This window comes from Nostoc sp. (genome assembly GCF_036917355.1).
Taxonomy (GTDB): Bacteria; Cyanobacteriota; Cyanobacteriia; order Cyanobacteriales; family Nostocaceae; genus Nostoc.
In genome coordinates, this window is sequence record NZ_JBALDP010000049.1 from 1 (window position 1) to 19,699 (window position 19,699).

At 43.1% G+C, this 19,699-nt stretch carries 15 protein-coding genes and 1 pseudogene; 12 read left to right on the forward strand and 4 right to left on the reverse strand.

Annotation, left to right across the window (positions count from 1 at the left end; all coding sequences use genetic code 11):
* The 8 genes from V7K53_RS14550 to V7K53_RS14585 all read left to right on the forward strand — a co-directional run.
* Positions 1–694, forward strand: a 694-nt coding sequence (locus V7K53_RS14550; RefSeq protein WP_335198230.1) for a M10 family metallopeptidase C-terminal domain-containing protein, incomplete at its 5' end; no start/stop codon positions are given.
* A 232-nt stretch (positions 695–926) separates the two neighbouring features.
* Positions 927–1,775 (forward strand): RnfABCDGE type electron transport complex subunit D, encoded by an 849-nt coding sequence (locus tag V7K53_RS14555; RefSeq protein ID WP_335198231.1) that lies wholly within the window; start codon positions 927–929, stop codon positions 1,773–1,775.
* A 67-nt stretch (positions 1,776–1,842) separates the two neighbouring features.
* Complete coding sequence (locus V7K53_RS14560) at positions 1,843–3,219, forward strand: DUF2330 domain-containing protein (protein WP_335198233.1); 1,377 nt, start codon at positions 1,843–1,845, stop codon at positions 3,217–3,219.
* A 105-nt stretch (positions 3,220–3,324) separates the two neighbouring features.
* Entirely contained in the window at positions 3,325–3,975 is a 651-nt protein-coding gene (locus V7K53_RS14565) for a sigma-70 family RNA polymerase sigma factor (RefSeq protein WP_335198235.1), read from the forward strand.
* A 417-nt stretch (positions 3,976–4,392) separates the two neighbouring features.
* Positions 4,393–7,146 (forward strand): CHAT domain-containing protein, encoded by a 2,754-nt coding sequence (locus V7K53_RS14570; protein WP_442940492.1) that lies wholly within the window; start codon positions 4,393–4,395, stop codon positions 7,144–7,146.
* Positions 7,147–7,460: 314 nt separating this feature from the next.
* Positions 7,461–8,429, forward strand: coding sequence for a DUF1822 family protein (locus V7K53_RS14575; RefSeq protein ID WP_335198239.1), 969 nt, complete (start codon positions 7,461–7,463; stop codon positions 8,427–8,429).
* A gap of 183 nt (positions 8,430–8,612) precedes the next feature.
* Complete coding sequence (locus V7K53_RS14580) at positions 8,613–10,958, forward strand: CHASE2 domain-containing protein (protein WP_335198240.1); 2,346 nt, start codon at positions 8,613–8,615, stop codon at positions 10,956–10,958.
* A 167-nt stretch (positions 10,959–11,125) separates the two neighbouring features.
* On the forward strand, positions 11,126–11,929 hold the full coding sequence (locus V7K53_RS14585) for a DUF928 domain-containing protein (protein WP_335198241.1): 804 nt from the start codon (positions 11,126–11,128) through the stop codon (positions 11,927–11,929).
* A gap of 51 nt (positions 11,930–11,980) precedes the next feature.
* Here the strand turns inward: V7K53_RS14585 and V7K53_RS14590 are convergent, their stop codons facing one another.
* On the reverse strand, positions 11,981–14,086 hold the full coding sequence (locus V7K53_RS14590) for a M3 family metallopeptidase (protein WP_335198242.1): 2,106 nt from the start codon (positions 14,084–14,086) through the stop codon (positions 11,981–11,983).
* A 534-nt stretch (positions 14,087–14,620) separates the two neighbouring features.
* On the opposite strand from V7K53_RS14590, the gene V7K53_RS14595 reads away from it, so the two are divergent.
* Complete coding sequence (locus tag V7K53_RS14595; protein ID WP_335198243.1) at positions 14,621–15,577, forward strand: hypothetical protein; 957 nt, start codon at positions 14,621–14,623, stop codon at positions 15,575–15,577.
* 613 nt (positions 15,578–16,190) lie between these two features.
* Entirely contained in the window at positions 16,191–17,129 is a 939-nt protein-coding gene (locus V7K53_RS14600) for a cation diffusion facilitator family transporter (protein WP_335198244.1), read from the forward strand.
* A 46-nt stretch (positions 17,130–17,175) separates the two neighbouring features.
* Here V7K53_RS14600 and V7K53_RS14605 read toward each other — a convergent pair whose 3' ends face one another.
* Both V7K53_RS14605 and V7K53_RS14610 read right to left on the reverse strand, forming a co-directional pair.
* Positions 17,176–17,316: a hypothetical protein gene (locus V7K53_RS14605; protein WP_335198245.1), complete on the reverse strand. Its 141-nt coding sequence runs from the start codon at positions 17,314–17,316 to the stop codon at positions 17,176–17,178.
* A 28-nt stretch (positions 17,317–17,344) separates the two neighbouring features.
* A pseudogene (locus V7K53_RS14610) lies at positions 17,345–17,723 on the reverse strand (hypothetical protein).
* Between the two features lie 462 nt (positions 17,724–18,185).
* Between V7K53_RS14610 and V7K53_RS14615 the strand changes: the two are divergent.
* Together V7K53_RS14615 and V7K53_RS14620 are read left to right on the forward strand one after the other, a co-directional pair.
* Positions 18,186–18,563: a DUF6632 domain-containing protein gene (locus V7K53_RS14615; protein ID WP_335198246.1), complete on the forward strand. Its 378-nt coding sequence runs from the start codon at positions 18,186–18,188 to the stop codon at positions 18,561–18,563.
* Positions 18,564–18,614: 51 nt separating this feature from the next.
* A complete protein-coding gene (locus tag V7K53_RS14620) occupies positions 18,615–18,800 on the forward strand; it encodes a hypothetical protein (protein ID WP_335198247.1) in 186 nt (61 codons plus the stop codon).
* A gap of 122 nt (positions 18,801–18,922) precedes the next feature.
* Here the strand turns inward: V7K53_RS14620 and V7K53_RS14625 are convergent, their stop codons facing one another.
* Positions 18,923–19,495: a DUF3611 family protein gene (locus tag V7K53_RS14625; protein ID WP_335198248.1), complete on the reverse strand. Its 573-nt coding sequence runs from the start codon at positions 19,493–19,495 to the stop codon at positions 18,923–18,925.
* Between the last annotated feature and the right edge of the window lie 204 nt (positions 19,496–19,699).

Below are 19,699 nucleotides of genomic sequence, written 5' to 3' on the forward strand. Positions count from 1 at the left end.
TTCTGGTCCTATTGATGCCAATCTCTCTACTGGTGTAGTCAAGTTTCCAGGAAATTCTACTCTCACAGATAAATTAGTCAGCATTGAGAATTTAACCGGTACAGCTGGCAACGATACGATTGTTGGTAATGATGCCAACAATGTTCTCAACGGTGGAGCGGGTAATGACTTCATCGATGGTGGTTTTGGATTTGACACCATTAATGGCGGTGCTGGAACTGACACCACATCCTATGCTTTCTTTTCTGGTCCTATTGATGCCAATCTCTCTACTGGTGTAGTCAAGTTTCCAGGAAATTCTACTCTCACAGATAAATTAGTCAGCATTGAGAATTTAATTGGTACAGCTGGCAACGATACGATTGTTGGTAGTAGCGCCAATAATGTTCTTAACGGTGGAGCAGGTAGTGACACTCTTGTTGGTGGTTATGGCGCTGATGTACTTACAGGTGGTGCTGGCGCAGATAAGTTTGTTTTCAATAGCAAATTCGAAGGTATCGATATCATCAAAGACTTCCAGTGGAAAGAGGGTGACAAAATCCAGATTTCCAAGTCTGCATTTGGTGCTAGCTCTAACAACCAGTTCAGCTACAACAGCACTGATGGAAACTTATTCTTCGCAGGGTATCAATTCGCTACCATTGAGAACAAGCCTTCTGGCTTCTCAGTTAATCTAGACGTTGTGCTGGTATAAATATTTTCCTTTTATTCCATATCATTTATACTTCGATCAATTAACTTGAAAAAGGTAAGGATGCGATCGCATCCCTACCTTTTTTGGTTATCTTTAAGTTCAAACATCAGAGCGATCGCTTTGGTCTGTCAATGCTTTATTTTGTAACAAAATCTGTAACAGCAATGCTATTTTACCTAGTACTCGTCTAAATTGATGAGAAATCTACGGGGAATCCCTGAATTAAGGGTTGATGTTACTAAAAGATATACGAGATTATCAGATTTTATTTTTGGGCTTGTTCCTAGTTTTGGGAATCGGTACACGAGATTGGACGCTACGACCAGAATTAATTGCGGTAGCGATCGCCACTTGTCTTGCAACTCAATGGATATTGTCATTAGTCATTAGTCCTTTGTCATTAGCAAATGACAAAGGACAAAGCCCAAATTTTCGCAGTGCTTTAATTACCTCACTGGGACTGAGTTTACTGTTGCGGGCTGACCACTGGACAACAATGGCAATAGCCGCAGCAATTGCGATCGCTAGCAAATTTATCTTCCAAGTCGGCGATAAGCATTTCTTCAATCCTGCCAACTTTGGCATCATATCTGCCTTGATTCTCACTCCCGATGCTTGGGTTTCGCCGGGACAATGGGGTGAAGAGTGGTGGTATGGGCTATTATTTCTCGGCACTGGCGGCATGATTTTGCAGCGCATTGGTCGCTGGGACACCACAGCAGCTTTTTTGGGTTCTTACTCTTTGCTGGAAGCCATTCGCAATTTCTGGCTGGGTTGGACTTGGGATGTTTACTGGCATCGATTGATGAGTGGATCTTTGCTGCTATTCGCCCTATTTATGATTACCGATCCGCGATCGATTCCCAATTCCCGAATTGGGCGTATAGTTTGGGCAGTTTGCATCGCCGGATTAACCTTTATCCTGCGAAATTATTTCTTTGTTTCCACAGCAGTTTTCTGGGCGCTATTTGCCCTTGCACCGTTAAGCATCTTGCTAGATGTTTTCTGGTTAGCCCCAAGGTTTACTTGGCAAGAGAAAGATGAGGAAGCAGGGGAAGAACTTCTTACTCAGCACTCTTAACTCTTGTACAGACGCGATGAATCGCGTCTCTAGTCTCTAGCACTAAAAAAGATAGAGGTATAAAATAATGAAATTTTTTCGACTTTTAACACCATTATTGTTAGCAATTGTAGCTGTTTTGTGCTTTGCCCCCGCAGCTTGGGCATTTTGTGGATTTTATGTAGCCAAAGCTGATACAAAACTGTATAACAAAGCTTCTCAAGTAGCGATCGCACGGGATGGCGATCGCACTATCATGACAATGGCAAACGATTTTCAAGGCGAAGTCAAAGATTTTGCAATGGTAGTACCAGTGCCAACGGTGCTGCAAAAAGAGCAAGTTCGCGTCACAGAACCCAAGATTATCGAGCGGCTAGATGCTTTTAGTGCGCCGCGATTGGTAGAGTATTTCGACCCAGATCCTTGTGCCCCAGTTTACGATAGAGAGTTATCAGCAGCACCAGCACCAGCAGCAGCGAGAAGCGAGGCGGGGAATGCAAGAGGCGATGCTAGTTTGGGTGTGACGGTTGAAGCACGTTTTAACGTTGGCGAATACGACATTTTGATCCTCAGTGCGAAAGAATCTGGTGGACTGGAAACTTGGCTTAAACGCAATGGCTACAAAATCCCCAGAGGTGCGAAACAGTTACTTCAGCCTTATATTCGCTCCTCAATGAAATTTTTTGTTGCCAAAGTCAATTTGGATAAATTCGAGGAATCTGGCTACCAGTTCCTCCGTCCGTTACAAATTTCCTATCAATCACCTAAATTCATGCTGCCAATTCGTTTGGGCATGATCAATGCTAAGACTGAGCAAGATTTGATTGTCTACATCCTCTCGCCCCAAGGACAAGCAGAAATCACTAACTACCGAACGGTGAAAATTCCATCCGATGCAAATATTCCCTTATTTGTCAAAGATGAATTTGGTGAATTCTATAAATCCATGTTTCAAACTGTCTACACCAAAGAAGACAGGAAAGTTGGTTTTTTAGAATACGCTTGGGATATGGGTAGTTGCGATCCATGTTCTGCTGAACCCCTGACTCCAGAAGAACTCAAGCAAGCAGGTGTATTTTGGCTAGATGATAATTCTACAAGTAATGTGCCAGTACCCCCCAGCTTTCGTCGTCCCTCTCCTAGAAGTAACGTCTTCATCTCTCGATTGCATGTTCGCTATACCCGCGACAAATTCCCTGAAGACTTGATATTTCAACAAACTGCCAACAGTGAATCTTTCCAAGGACGCTATGTTTTACAACATCCGTTCCAAGGGGAACTCAAATGTCAGGCTGGTAGACAATATAAGCAGTCTTTACCCAAACGTTTTGAACAAGAGGCGCAAACTCTAGCTAAACTAACCAACTGGAAAATCCAAGATATTCGCAACAAAATGAAATTGAGTGTAGGTAATCTGAGATATTCTTGGTGGGAAAATATCCTATCCTGGCTGGGATTATATTAAAGAGAATAATTTTCAAAAAGATCCAGTATCTTGACGAAAGGTCATTCTTTCGGGTGTTGTTATACGCAATACTAAGATATTCTTGCTTTCTTCGCCAAGATTGTCATGGTTCAATTCGATGAACAGCTACGCCGCTTAGTTACAGAAGCCTGTGGACACCAACCTGGAAGCCCTCAGCGTCAGAAGCTGCTCACGCAAATTATTCGCTTGACAGCAAGTAGACTTTGGAGGGAAACTACTCCCTACTATCAAGACGCACTACAACAAACTTGGTTGTATTTCTGTCGCAATGTTTGTGAAGGTTTGACAGGTCAAATCTACGATCCAAATTATGGCAGTGTGATCACCTGGCTGAATGCTTACCTAAAACGGAGACTACAAGACTTTTACCTTAAGCAGAACCGAGAACAAGCCACAACAGTCCCTCTGAGAATTCGTCAGTCTACATCTGGTGGAACAAGTGAAACTATCGATCCTGTAGATAACCTACAGGCTACCCCCCAAGCACCTCCAATTTTGGAAGAGTTGGAGATATGGGCGAAGACAGATTCGGATGGGGAACTGCGCGGTACTTACATTAAAGGGCGTCCAGATGTGAATTGTCAGGTGTTAATTCTCAAACGCTTACCCCCAGAAGTTAGCTGGAAAGATTTATCTGAGGAATTTGGGTTGTCAATTCCGACATTAAGCAGTTTTTATCAACGCCAATGTTTACCGCGTTTGCGTAAGTTTGCAGAATTGGAGGGATTATTATGATCGGTGCTGTTAGCGAATAGCTAGCTAGGGTTGAGCCAGTGCTGAGTCAGAAGTAGTACTGATGTGATGAATTTTCCCATTTTCAGCCGAGGTATTCAATCCTGGAATTGATTTGATGCCTCAGCCTAATTAATTTTACTTTTTAGCCATCACTATTTCGGTAGGTTTTCGGTTAAGGTTAGCGATCGCTTTTTAACTACAACAGATTGCATGATGAGGTAGAGATAATCGTAGGGGCACAACATGTTGTGCCCCTACCCATGTAGTTGATTTACTTTGCTAATCAAGTTTCACTGCGATCGCTATAAATAAGAAAATTGTGGAAGCTCAAAGATTGATGAGGAATGGGAATGGTAACATTAGCCTGTTAGCCTATAGTTCATCCTATGTGTTTCTGGTTATCACCTACCTCTCGTCATGCTTATGGCTAAAACAACTAGGATTTTTGGGGCGAATTTTCTAAAGTTTAAAAGCAGGAGTCGAGAAACGGCAAGGACGCGTTGGCTCACCCCCTTAGCTCACTGTTTACGTTTGCCTTTGTACTTCCTGATCGCTTTGCTATGCATTGTCGGTTCACCAGTGTTAGCAAAAGTTCCTGGCTCAATCAATTCTTTATCCCAACTGCCAATAAATAGTACAATATCGCTGGCTGTGCCCACTGATGCCACCTCACTCCTACAGCAGGGCAAAGTTTTATATAGTAATGGCAACTTTGCCAAAGCTGTAGAAGTGTTACAACAGGCTGTCCAAATATATAAGCACACTTCGGCATTGCTCAGTGACCAGCAAGGGGAGAGCCTTGCACTAGCAGCCACATTAAGTAATCTTTCTTTAGCTTACCAGCAACTCGGTGCATGGAGTCAGGCGCAGCAGGCAATTACAGAAAGCTTAAATTTACTCCAAGGACAGGATAAAAACCAAAATCTACAAATATTTGCCCAATCATTAGATATTCAAGGTCGTCTGCAATTAGCAATGGGAAAGTCCGAGGCGGCTTTGGCAACTTGGCAGCAGACAGAAGAAATTTACAAACAAGCAGATAATCAAAGTGGCGTGGTGCGATCGCTAATCAATCAAGCACAGGCGTGGCGCACCCAAGGATTTTACCCGCGAGCGTTCAAAACACTCGATCGAATAAGTCAGACGTTAAAATCTCAACCAGATTCTCTAGAAAAGACGGTGAGTTTGCGATCGCTCGGTGATGCCCTTTTGGTATTGGGCGATTTGAAAAAGTCACGCCAAGCATTAGAAGAAAGTTTGATAATTGCTCAAAATCTCCAATCAAGCGCTGATATTGGGGCTAGTCTGTTCAGCTTGGGGAATAATGCCCGTAAACAAAATCAAAAGGAACAGGCGATCGCCTATTATCAAAAAACAGTCGCAGTATCTCCCTCACCCCTGACAAAAGTTCAAGCACAACTCAATCACCTGGGACTACTGATTAAAGACAAAGAATGGGCAAAAGTTCAAACTCTTTTGCCGTCGATTAAGTCCCAACTCAGTCAACTTCCCCTCAGCCGTGCGAGTATTTACGCTCAGGTTAATTTCTCACAAAATTTAGCAAAAGTCAAGAGTGGTGTATTACAAGCATCCAGCCATAGTTTTTACTCAGGATTAAGTACAAAAGACTCAGCAAAATTACTCGCTAACGCCATTCAGCAATCCCGCAGTTTAGGAGACAAGCGGGCAGAGGCTTATGCTCTAAAGAGTTTAGGCGGCTTGTATGAAGAAACCAAACAGTGGTCAGAAGCGCAAGACTTGACCCGGCAAGGATTAGCTTTGGCACAGAGTAGCAATGCACCAGAAATTACCTATAGCTTGGAGTGGCAGTTAGGTAGATTGCTTTGGGCAAAAAAAGATATTAATGGTGCGATCGCCGCTTATGATGCTGCTGTAGACACTCTTGAGTCTCTCCGTAGAGATTTAGTAGTCAATAAAGATGTAGTCAACCAGGATGTGCAATTTGACTTCCGGGACAGCGTAGAACCCGTCTACCGCCAGTCAGTAGAGTTACTGTTGCAATCTCAAAAAGGAAAACCAAATGAAAAAATATTGGAGAAAGCACGCCAGCGAATTGAAGCACTCCAACTAGCCGAATTAGACGACTTTTTTCAGGAAGCTTGTCTGCAAGGTCAGAAAGTAGCCCTCGATCGAGTGGTAGACAAAGGTAATTCCAAGGCTGCCGTCCTTTATCCAATTATTCTTCGTGACGAACTCCAGGTAATTGTCAAAATTCCTACACAATCTCTGCAAAGCTACAGTACCAAGATTTCCCAAGGAGAAGTAGAGAAACTCTTAATAGAACTGCGAAGAAATCTTGTCGATCCAACTGCTACTAAGATCGTCCAAACCCAATCGCAAGAAGTTTACAACTGGCTGCTTAAACCCATTGAGTCACAACTGCAAAAAAGTAGTGTCGATACGTTAGTATTCGTCCTAGATGGACCATTACGCAATTTACCAATGGCAGCTCTTTACGATGGTAAACAATACTTGGTAGAGAAATATGCGATCGCCCTGAGCGTTGGTCTACAACTCCTCGACCCGAAACCGTTGGTAAAACAGCAGCTGAGAGCGCTAACCGCAGGACTGACTCAGCCGCCGCCAGGATTTCCCAAGTTTGCACCATTGCTGGCGATCAAATCTGAATTTGATGGTATTGCTAAAGCAGGAGTTTCAACAACCAGCCTACTTGATGGGGATTTTAAGAAAAAGAATTTGGAAAGTGAAATTGGTGCTGCTTCATTCAACATAGTGCATTTGGCAACCCACGGTCAGTTTAGTTCCCGCCTTGAAGACACTTTTATTTTAGATTTCGATGGTCAGATCAATGTCAAAGATTTTGATACTCTCTTTCGCAGTCAGGGTAAAACCGTAGTAGAATTATTGGTTTTGAGTGCTTGCCAGACAGCAACAGGAGACAGCCGTGCAGCACTCGGTCTAGCAGGAGCAGCTGTCCGAGCTGGGGCACGTAGTACCATCGCTTCCCTGTGGCAAATTGATGATGAATCAACAGCGATGTTTGTTAGTGCCTTCTATCGAGAACTCAAGAGTGGCAAAATCACCAAAGCCGAAGCAGTCCATCGTGCCCAACTACAACTGCTGAAACATCCCAATTACAGAGCGCCAAGTTTTTGGTCTGCCTATGTATTGATTGGTAATTGGTTGTGATTTAGGGAGCCAATCTTCGTAATCGATCGCTCAAATTGTCCGCTCAAAATTTGGCAAACTATCTGCTAGTTGATAAGCCGCTTTTAGCAGCTTGAAGCTATCTTAATAAAAGTATAAATACTTAAAATCTCTATCTCTCAGATCGTTTCAATATACAATCTTTTAATTTTATGGGATATTTTTACCTAATCCCTAGTCCCCAATTCTCTTTTTCCAGTATTCAGTTTTTTTTTTCCAGTATTCAGTTTTGTGGCATAAATTTATTGAATGCGGGTGATATATACATAGCAGCATTGAACCCTAGAAATTGACTTATGAATAACTCCACCTATCAGCTAGATGATTTCGCTTTAACATTGCCGATTTCCCAAACAGCCCGCATAACTGCCCAGCAATTTGCTAACCAGCAACCAAATCTTGAAAAAGCAGAGCAAGTCCGGCTGAATACTTTAGCTGTATGGGTGGTGAATGACTACTTGCAGATGATGGATATTACTACCGATCTTCAAGCTAGTGACAGTTGGAACCCAATTGTGCGCCTTTGTGGAGATGTCGCTGATTTAGAACTGCCCTCAATTGGCCGTCTGGAGTGTCGTCCTGTCCGTCTGCATCAGCAAATATGTTTTATTCCTCCAGAAACTTGGGAAGAACGGGTGGGTTATTTAATAGTTCAATTTGATGAATCGCTCGAAGAAGCAAGGCTGCTTGGTTTTATCCCTACTGTAGCAACTGAAACAGTTCCTTTAGCGCAACTACAACCATTGGAGGCGTTTATTGACCACATCTGGGAACTGCGTCAATCCCCACTTAATTCATTAGTGAATTTGAGTCAATGGTTTGCTGGTATATTTGAGACTGGTTGGGAAACTATTGAATCGCTGTGGAACGTCCCGGAACTCAGGCCAACTTATGCCTTTCGCAGTGTTGAAACTTTGGAATTAAATACCCTCAAACAACCAGAATCAATTACTAAACGGGCAAAAGTGATTGATTTAGGTATCCAAATCCACAACCAACCTGTAATGTTGATTGTGGAAATCAGCCCCGAAAAAGATCAACAAACTAGTATTCATCTCCAATTGCACGCCACTGGAAATCAAATCTATTTGCCACCAGGAGTTCATCTCACTGTTATAGATAGTTCAGGAGCAATATTTCTCGACGCTCAATCTAGAAAATTAGACAACTACATTCAGTTGCAGTTTCGTGGTGAACCTACAGAGCAATTTAGTGTTAGGGTAGCCTTGGATAATACCAGTATTACCGAATATTTCCGAATTTGAAATATGTAGCTATCTTCCTTCTTTGTCGGTAATTTATTAAGTGATAATTCATTAATTGAAAATTAAAAATCAAAAATCCAAGCTAGCTTTTGGGGATTTTGAAAAAAATCTGTAGACGCTTGTGAAGCTTGCGATCGGATATTAGAACAGGGCACGATCTTGCATGGGGAAATAGCGACGGTTATGGGTAAATTAGTGGCGATCAAATTTGGAGAGGGTAGTTTTGAGCAGGGGTTTGCTGTCACCCTCCAAATTGGTGAAGAACACGAGCGTGCTACAACCGAAATCACCGGGAGGCTCCCTTCATTCCCGGAAATGCCGCTCTATTATAGTCATTGGCAGTCTAGTTATCGGCAGATAGGCAATCGTTATCGCCTCCATGCTGACAAAATGCAGGTGACAAATGTATCGATGGTGCAAGACTGTGAAAACGCTTCTCATATTTTGCGGGCACGCTTTAATACCTGGCTGCGAGCAGAGGAGTTTCGCCCGTTGAGGGAAAAATGGTTAGAGAGATTATCGTCCAGCGACGAAGTCCGGGTGATTTTGCAAACAGAAAATAGCCAATTGCAGCTATTACCTTGGCATCTTTGGGACTTGTTAGAACGCTATCCCAAAGCTGAAATTGCCCTTTCTTCACCATCTTACGATCGCATTCAAAAGCCACGCACTCTCAATAAATTAGTCAATATTTTGGCAATTGTGGGCAATAGTAAAGGGATTGACACCCAAGCCGATCGAGCTTTACTGCAACAGTGTAGTAACGCAGAGGTGAGCTTTTTGGTAGAACCACAACGTAAGGACTTGACTGAGCATCTCTGGGGAAAAAACTGGGATATTCTTTTCTTTGCCGGACACAGTTCCAGTAACAAAAATGGAGAAAGCGGACGAATTTACCTGAATAGAACTGATAGTCTTACCATTGGTGAGTTAAAGTACGCTCTCAAAAAAGCCATTGAAAATGGTTTGCAATTAGCTATATTCAACTCCTGTGATGGATTGGGGTTGGCGCGAGAATTGGCTGATTTGCAAATTCCTCAAATAATTGTCATGCGCGAACCCGTCCCAGACCAGGTTGCGAAGGAATTCTTAAAGTATTTTCTCCAAGGCTTTGCTGGTGGCGAGTCTTTATATCAAGCGGTACGCCAAGCGCGGGAACGCTTACAAGGACTTGAAGATAGATTTCCTTGTGCGACTTGGCTACCGGTGATTTGCCAAAATCCGGCGCAGATACCACCGACTTGGGATGAATTAAGGTCTACAAAATCTAAAGATGAAGAGCAAGTAAGTTTACCTTTGTCTAACAGACGCAAATTTAAGAGAATTGTATTATCCAGCTTGGCAGTTACAGCTTTGGTTTTTGGCATGAGATTGCTGGAATTGCTAGAAAATCCAGAGATTCAAGCCTTTGACCTGATGATGCGATCGCGCCCTGCCGAAGGACTCGATCCCCGACTGTTGATTATTACAATTGACGATGAGGATTTAGCAATTCAAAGACAAAATGGTGAGTCCTTGATCGGAGCTTCTATTTCCGAAAAATCTCTGAATAAACTCTTAGCAAAACTGAATCAGTACCAACCCCGCGCGATCGGCTTGGATATCTACCGTGATTTTAATGCTAAAGAGCCAGATTTAATTACTCGTCTCCAGCAAACTCAAAACTTGGTTGGCGTATGCAAGGGGAGCGATCGCTCAGGAAATATCAAAGGCATTAAGGCGCCACCAGAAATCCCTCCAGCAAATCTGGGATTCAGTGACTTTATTCACGATCGCGATGGAGTTATTCGTCGGCATCTTCTGTTTATGAATCAGGAGACGACATCATTATGTTCTGCTCCATATTCCTTTAGTTTACAACTAGCATCCCTTTATCTGCACTCTTTAGGAATTCAAACAAAGTTCACCCCTGAAGGAAATTTGCAGTTGGGTAAGACTATTTTTCCAAATCTGAAGTCTCGTACTGGTGGCTATCAAAATATTGATGCGAATGGCGGTCAAATCTTACTCAACTATCGTTCTTCAAAAGAAATAGCCGAACAGGTAAAGCTAACGCAATTTTTATCTAGTCCAATTAACCCCAACGCCATCAAAGACCGGATTGTTCTCATTGGTGTGACTGCAAAGGGGGATTCTCCAGACACCTGGCCTACACCTTATGGCATTCCTTTAGATGAGCAAATGCCAGGAGTACTGGTACAAGCTCACATGGTCAGCCAGATTCTTGGTGCAGTCCAGGATGGGCGGCCTTTGCTGAGGGCTTGGTCATGGTGGGCTGAGGTCGCCTGGATTTGGGGCTGGTCTTTGATTGGGGGAGTCCTAGCTTGGCGCAGACTTTCGTTACCCTGGTTGGCGTTGGCAATGGGTGTTACTTCTAGCGTTTTGTATGTACTTTGCTTTGGTCTGTTCATTTCAGGTGCTTGGGTGCCTTTCGTACCGTCGGCTTTATCACTGGTAGCTATGGGGGTTTTGATGTCAATTTATAATAATTCATCAAAAACAAAAGTGCGGGTGGGGAATGGGGAATAGGAGCAGAGAAGCAGGGGAGCAGGGGAGAAGTTGAGTAAGTTTTTCCCCTCTGCCCCTCGGTAACGGAGCGTTGGTCATTGAGCGTAGCCGAAATGAGCCGAAGTGCTGCCTCTTTTAAATGCCCAATCTAAAATCTAAAATCTAAAATCCTATGAGGTCAGGTTTCTATGAATTCAAATTCACAACCGATAAAACTGTTTTTAGTAGTAGCTTTTAGCTGTACAAGTTTGTTAGCTAGTCTGACTCCAGTACTAGGGAAACCAACCCCTAATCGCTCTGATGCTAAAACGATCCTTGCTCAAGCCAAAACCTTTAATCAACCTCCAATTCCACCTGGCTCCCCTCCTGGAGGTCGCGTTCGTGGTGGAGCGAAGCGCACCGGGCCGGAGGGATGTCCACTTACTAAACCTGACCTGACTGCTTTAGTCCCCTTTACTCAGGAAGCTAACTCAGTGATCAATGTCTGGGGACAAACAACAGTAGAACATCCAAGTTGGTTTTTCTATGTGCCATATACCAAAGAGTCGCCATATACAGTTGAATTTGTGTTGCAAGATGGGGACGCTAACGAGGTATACAAAAAAGCGATCGCTTTATCAGATAAGCCAGGAGTCATCCGCGTTTCTTTGCCTAGCAATGCACCCGGTTTAGCAGTAGACAAACAATACCGTTGGTTTTTCACCATTAACTGTGACAAGCAAAAGAATTCGCCCCCAACTTTTGTTGAAGGGGTAATAAAACGAGTTAATCTGAGTCAAGCAACAGTCAAAGAAATAGAAACGGCAGAGCCTATAAAGCGCTATGCTATCTATGCCCAAAATGGGATATGGTACGAGGCACTGATAACGTTGGCTGAACTGCGTCAAAAAAATCCTCAAGATGCAGCCCTGAAAGCAGAGTGGCGAAATTTGTTAGGCAGCATCCGCTTAGATGATGTTGCTGGAGAACCCATTCTTCCAGGAACACCTTAAACTAGGAAGATGTAGAGACGTTGCGATACAACATCTCTACAGATGTGTTGTTTAGTTTACAGCAACACTTACTAAACCATTGTGCCTGAGCAAAGCGATCGTACTTGGTTCACGACCCCGGAAAGTTTTAAACACCTCCATTGGATGCTTGCTACCACCGAGTGCTAGCACCGTATCCCGATAAAGCCGACCTGTAGCTTTTATAGCTTTCTCATTTTCTAGACCAGCTTCTTCAAAAGCAGCAAAAGCATCAGCACTAAGGACTTCAGCCCATTTGTAACTGTAGTAACCTGCTGCATAACCACCCTCAAAAATGTGCCCAAAAGAACACAGCATTGAATCTTCTGGAAGCGGTGGTAAAACAGTAGTAGTCTTAGCTATGCGATGACGTACATCTGCTGGAGTTTCATTACTGCCGGAACGATAGCGGTAGTGTAGTTCTAAATCAATACTGCTAAGGTGAATTTGCCGTAACATACCAGTACCACTCATATAATTACGTGCCGCTAGCAGCTTTTGATAATAATGCTCTGGTAGGGCTTCTCCAGTTTCGTAATGTTTAGCCATACCAAACAAAGTGGGTCGCTCATAACACCAGTTTTCCATAAACTGACTGGGTAGTTCCACTGCATCCCATTCCACATTATTGATACCTGCGGCTCCCGCATAGTCAACCTTGGTGAGCATGTGATGCAATCCATGACCAAATTCGTGGAACAAAGTCTCTACTTCATAGAAAGTCATCAAACTTGGCTTGCCATCTACTGGGGGAGTTTGGTTACATATCAAATAAGCCACAGGCAAACGGATAGCTGTTGCCCCATTTTCAGTTTTGGCACGATTGATGCATACATCCATCCAAGCACCGCCGCGTTTTTCTGCTGGACGGCTATAGGGGTCTAAGTAGAAGTAAGCGATGGGAGAACGCGTTTCATCGGCTATTTGGAAATAACGGACATCCTCATGCCATACTGGGGCTTGACCATCGGCAGGGGTTACTGTAACGCCAAACAGCCGCTTAACAAGTCCAAACAAGCCATCTAGCACTTGGGGAAGGGGAAAATAAGGACGTAATTCTTCAGCGGTAAAGGCAAATTTTGCTTCTCGTTGGCGTTCTGCCCAAAAGCTGATGTCCCAATGTTTTAAATCCTGATATTCTTCTCCATGTGATGCAGCAAAAGCTTGGAGTTCTTTTAAGTCTTTGACAGCAGCATCATAACTGGCCTGGCGTAGTTCTTCTAATAGTGCTTCGACTGCTTCAACATTAGGAGCCATTTTACTTGCAAGGCTCAACTCGGCAAAACTCTTAAAGCCAAGTATATCTGCGAGTTCTTGCCGTAACTCCAAAATACGCACAATTAACGGATTATTATCTAAATCGCCACTAGAAGCGCGAGTGATATGAGCTTTGTAGAGCTTTTCGCGCAAATCTCGACGGGTGCTGTGCTGCATGAAAGGGCCGTAGCTGGGGAAGTCTAAAGTAATGCGCCAAGGGCCATTTTCTGGTGTGGCGTTCTCTTCTTTTGCTGCTCGTGCAGCTTGAGCGGCTAAACTCACCAAACTTGGTGGCAAACCGTCAATTTCTGCTTTTGTTGTCAGGGTTAAGCTAAAGGCTTTCGTGGCATCAAGTACATGGTTAGAGAATTTAGTAGAAAGTTCTGCCAACTCCATCTGAATGGCGTTGAAACGGTCTCTTGCCTCTCCTTTTAAGCCAACACCGGAAAGTTCTGCATCTCGAATGGCGGCTTCCACAATGCGCTGTTGGGCTAATTCTAAAGTTGCCCAACTATCACTGCTACGGAGTGCCTTAAAAGCATTATAGATGGGTTGGCTTTGACCGAGTTTGTTGATAAATTGTACAACTAGTGGCTGTACGATTTCATGAGCTTCGCGCAGTTCCGGGCTATTCTTAACACCCATTAAATGATTTACCACCCCCCAACTCCAGGTAAGCCGTTCTGTCAGCTTTTCTAAGGGTTCTACTAAACCACTCCAAGTGGGCTGTACATTAGCCTCTAAGGTGGCAAGTTGCTGGTCAAGTTCTGTTAGCAACTGATTGAAGGCTGGTACAACTCGTTCTGGTTTAATCTCTGTAAATGGAGGTAAACCAGTGCCTTGGAGTAAGGGATTATCGGAAATAATGGTACTTGCACTCATGATTTTGTGTGAACTGCGAACGAAAAAAAATCATTGTTGATTTTTATTTATATATCTTCTAATGTAACGATCGCTGTGCTATTTAGTATTGCCATTGTGGCAAAAAGGTAAAAAAAACGATAATTCCTCACAAAAGTATCCCTATACGACTATTTTGTTTAGTTTATGAACTTTGCGATCGCCTATTGTCGGCACTTTGCAGCGGAACCAGAGTGTATTCACCTACCTGAATCTGACTAAAGGCGATGCCTGCGGCGGGCTACGCCAACGCAAAAAGACGCGATCGTGTATTATGTCAAACAGGTAACTCGTCCGTCAGCATGGGCGTTACCTTGAAAGCGCAGTTTCAGCCCAAGAATTCCACGTTTTCAAGGCGTAGAAGCGTACAAATTAACTGAGCATCAGCGAGCTTCCTTACCAAACCGCAAAGGAACGCTCCAGATTTCCATATTTATGATATTATTTGGCAACTCATCTTTTTACTCGTAAAATCGAAGACAAGATCAAGGTCAGTAGAAAAGAGTCCCTAAATTAATGAATACGTTAATCAGTCAGGGTGGAAGAGCTATCACTAAATTTCAGATGGTAGACCGGATAAACGATATAGCTTGGCAAGCTCACCAAGGCAGCGTTGCGGCGATTATTCAGCTATTGAACGAAAAGCTAGCCCAGTCGTGTGTCAGAACTAGAGCCATTTTTTCTGATGGTGTCTTACAAATTCTGTGTGAGGCAGCTAAAGTAGAGCAACTTGAGCAATCTCCCTTGGTAGAACAAATCCAGCAAATTCTTGAGTCTATCGCCCCGCGTCACATTCGCCGCGTCAAAATCAACAGTCGGATTGTTCGAGAACAACAATTGCTGTGGTTAAAAGAAATAGATAGCGATCGCGAAAACCAATTGCTTTGGTCACAGGAAATTACATTAATTCAGCCAAATATTGTAAAGCAATTAATTAAAGATTTCACAGAAGCTCAAGCTGAACTAGGAAAACCAAATTATCCTAAAACTCAAGTCTCTCGTCCTTTAGTACTCATTAACAAAGAAAAATACAAAAATAAACCTAAAACCAAGATATTAGCAGCAGCTGGTTTATGCTCGCTGTTATTGCTTAGTTGGGTTGTTTATGCCCAGCTAGGTAATAAATTGAAAAACCTAATACAACCAGGAACTTCCAAATCTTTAACTACAGAAAACACCAACGATAGCAAAGCCCAAACACCATCTCGCTCTCCTAACAATAGCTTTTCTGAGCCTTCTGACGATCCATTTCAAATATCTGTGCGAATTGCTAACCAAGCTTCTGCATCTGGTAAAACAGCTACAACCTCAACTCAGTGGTTAGAGATCGCTGCTAAATGGCAACGAGCTTCAGATTTAATGAGTAAGGTACCAAAAACTCACAGCCGTTATCAAGAAGCTAAGATTCGTACTCAACTTTATAAAAAATACAGTGAAGCGGCACAGAAAGAATCAGGTAAGAGCAAATCTTAGTTTTTTCTGATTGGAAGACTTCGATTAGTGATTAGTATTCCAGCAGTAGGATATGGATTATTTACTTTAACTTATCGGGCTTCACCCAAGCGCATAAAACGAATTTCAATGGCTAACGTTTTTCTTGGGGAATAGGAGTAAATTCCCCAGTTGATAATATTAGTTGTACCACCGAATAGGCGCGAAAGGATTCTGGATAACACATATTTGATTTCTGGATATGTCTATAAAAAAAAGTCAATACAAGCTTTTGGACTAAACTCTTTGACACGGAAAATATGTTAGCTACTTTCCTGATTGAGATGTTTTTCTAAAGATGTGCCGCAACTATTTTTTCTCGAAGATCGACAGAGTATGACTTCTGTATAGCTGCGATTTATAATCGCTAGGGCTAGGTGCAAGATGTAAGTTTACCAGTATGAGCAAGAAGTTCATACGTGGCAATGATACCCTGTAACTTGTAGACGCGATAAATCGCGTCTTGAAATACTACACTAATAACCCTTAACCCAAGGGTATTGCCAATCAGTAGAAGTCTCAAGGCAGATGACCAACTCAAGTAAAATTTGGTACTCTTAAACTCGGAATCACTGTAATTACATTCGTGACCGAGATGAGTCGTCGAACAGCCCGCTCCTACGCTTTCTTGTCGATTGCAGCGGCAATCGTCACCATTGGCATAAAATTTGGCGCTTACCAGCTAACGGGGTCAGTAGGTTTGCTTTCAGATGCTATTGAATCAATTGTAAATCTCGTAGCTGCATTGGTTGCTCTATGGGCATTGACCTATGCTGAGAAACCAGCCGATGCCGAACACGCCTTTGGGCATTCTAAAGCCGAATACTTCTCTAGTGGTGCAGAAGGTGCGTTGATTATAGTGGCAGCCATTAGCATTGCTGTTGAAGCATGGGGGCGCTTGCTGCATCCAGAACCATTAACACAGCTGGGATTAGGGTTGGCACTCTCTCTATTTGCAACCGCAATCAACGGCGTTGTTGCCTTTATTTTGCTACGAGCAGGACGACGGTTGCGTTCCATTACACTCAGGGCTGATGCTCACCATCTGTTTACCGATGTGGTGACTTCGGGTGGTGTGATAGTTGGAATCTTACTCGTCAAGTTAACAGGCACTCTCGTACTCGATCCAATTGTCGCGCTGATAGTAGCAGCAAATATTACTTGGACAGGATTTCGTTTGCTGCGGGAAACCAGTAGCGCCTTACTGGATGCAGCTTTGCCTAAAAAAGAAATTGACGCAATTAAGAGCATCCTTAACGAGTACAAACGTCAAGACATCCAGTTTCATGCCTTGCGAACCCGCACTGCTGGAACCCGTCGCTTTGTTTCCTTTCATGTACTTGTACCTGGATCTTGGACAGTGCAACAAGGGCATGGTTTATGCGAGGCAATTGAGCTTGCGATTGTTCGGGTGCTACCTTCAACCCACGTTACAACTCATTTAGAACCTGTAGAAGATCCAGTTTCTTGGAACGATTTGGAGTTGGAGCGTTCGAGCAATCAGCAAATGCAAGATATGAGCGCAAGAGATTAATTGCTGCCGATCGCATCTCCATATAACAATACGGTTCAATTAAGCTCTACTGGCAAAAATTGTGGGTTTTCGAGACGCGATAAATCGCCGTCTCTACAAGTGTTTTGGTCTTATCTGAACTGTATTGCTCTATATAAACTGCAATGCCGAATACTGCAAATGCGTAAGCGTAGCCCGCCGTAGGCATCGCCAATTTTTCAACTCAATTAAGTTAATTAACTTGCGATTGCAACTGTCTTTTTCCGAGAAGGACGCTTGCGGTCTGATTTTTTCTTCAATCCCACAGCTTGAGCTTGATCGCTATCTGAGCCATATTGCCCGCGTACAACTTCTTTCATCGCTAATACAGCATTATGAAATTCCCACTCTGCTAATCGCGCAGCATCAGCAGCAGCACGGTATAAAGCTAGTTTCTCGGTTTCAGTTTGTTGAGAGAGAAATCAACATTGCCTGATAAGCTTCCTGTAAATTAGCAGCCGAGGCATCAGCACGAGTTGTGTTGTAATTGCTGACGGTTTGCAAACCGTGGAATGAGTCAATATCTTGACTAATCAGTTGAGGGCGCAAACGGTTTGTTGTATTTTGGGGAGGCATACATGCATACTTAGTAAGTTATACATTTAATGTACCCATTAAAACAAATAAAATATCAGTAAGATGAATTTTTCAGATAGGGCAAGGTTAGAAAGGATAGTTTAAGATAACAAGTCGATGTATTGGCATAACAGACCGATGTATTAACATAACAGACCAATGTATTAACATAACAAGTCGATGTATTGGCATAACAGACCGATGTATTAACATAACAGGTCGATGTATTGGCATAACAGACCGATGTATTAACATAACAGGTCGATGTATTGGCATAACAGACCAATGTATTAACATAACAGACCGATGCAATTACAAAACCGTAAGACGAAACCAAAAACCATGAGGAGCATTAAAATTTCTAACACTCTAAAGCTCAAGTGTCACTAGTGGGAATACAATCAGAAAATGATGCAGTTGTGTTAGTAAAGACTGCACTAAAAAATAGTGGAGGTTAAAGCAATGGATGAGCGCGATCGGTACTTACGAATCGCTCTAGTTCTTGTTGGCATAGCTTTTCTACTTATCTATCCGCTAACTCAGGTCTGGGCATCAGGATGGTTATGGCAACCAGGTCAGCACGAATACGAACAGATGATCGTTGGTGTTTATGCGACACTTGGTGTCTTTTTGCTGTTAGCTTCAAAGCAACCAGAAGCTCACCTCAGTTTAATCTGGTTCACCATCATATCAAGTGCAGTCCACGGGCTGATCATGGCGGTACATGCAGTAATTGACCCTCTTGAACAAGGACACCTATTTGGTGATGTTCCAGCATTGTTCTTGGTAGCAATTGTCCTTGGCTTTTTAGCGCCCCGCAAAGTAGTGTCAAGTACATAAACGAGCTACCCCTACGCTCTATTATTTACTGTACTTTAGATATGAGGGGGCATGAGAATCGAACCACAAAGAGCGCAAAGGAAGATAGAAGAGGGAGCGATCGCATCTCTCATAAACTGCAACGCCGAATACTGCGAATGCGTAAGCTCAGCCAGTACTTCTCTACGAGAGGCTGCGCCGACGGCATGGTTCGACTCCGCTCACCAGCCGCTCAGTGACCACCGTAGGCATCGCTGAAACGATGAAACCTCAATCATACGATTGGCGATCGCTAATTTCTAAACTCAATTAAGTTGATTAACTTGCGATCCCTTCCAGCAGGCGGTTACGCCATCGCAACTGACTGTTTGCTTTGGTGACTATTGCTCTAACCAGTTAAGCAGCCCAAGTGAAGTAGCGCCTCCGACAAAGTGAGCGCCAATCAGATTGACATTGGCCAAAACCACAAAAATATCTAGAGACCGAATGACATTTTCAGGTCTATAGACTCCTATTGTTTGAGGCAGAGCTAGCGTTTTCGCTAATACAGCAATAACAGTCACTTCAGATGCTAAAAAAGCTAACAATAGCCCTATAAAACTGACAATTAACCCAATTTGTAATACTTGAATTACGTCCTGTTTACTTGGATGTAATTCCCGATTAGGCAACTGTAAAAGTTTGTCTAAACGCCTGTAGCGGTTCATCCAGTAGAGTCTGAAACACAGCACTAAAATTCCAATAATTCCCAAAAATACTCCAAAACCCATAACCGAATTCGTCGTTGTTTGGGCAGTGACGTTACGGCTAAATATAGCCAGTAACAAAGCCAAGATAGAAACAGTGCCTAATGCTAACTGTACCCAAAAGCTAATTGGTCTTACTACACCGAAAGTGGCTGCAAATTTTCGTTTAGTTGGTACAGGTAAGTATGAATTTAGGTCATTTGTCATCTTTGTTCTCCTAAAACTTACGCCAATTGATCGTTGCAATCGAAACCTCTACGCGCTGCCTACGTAGATACTTATCGAAGAAGGCTTTTACTCTATTGTCTGCGGCAGTGCCAAAGTCACTATGCCTAGCACCTTGAGCATAGTTAGCGGATAACGCCCACTAACTATTCTCCCACACCTTTTTTCGTTCACCCTTGTAAATGC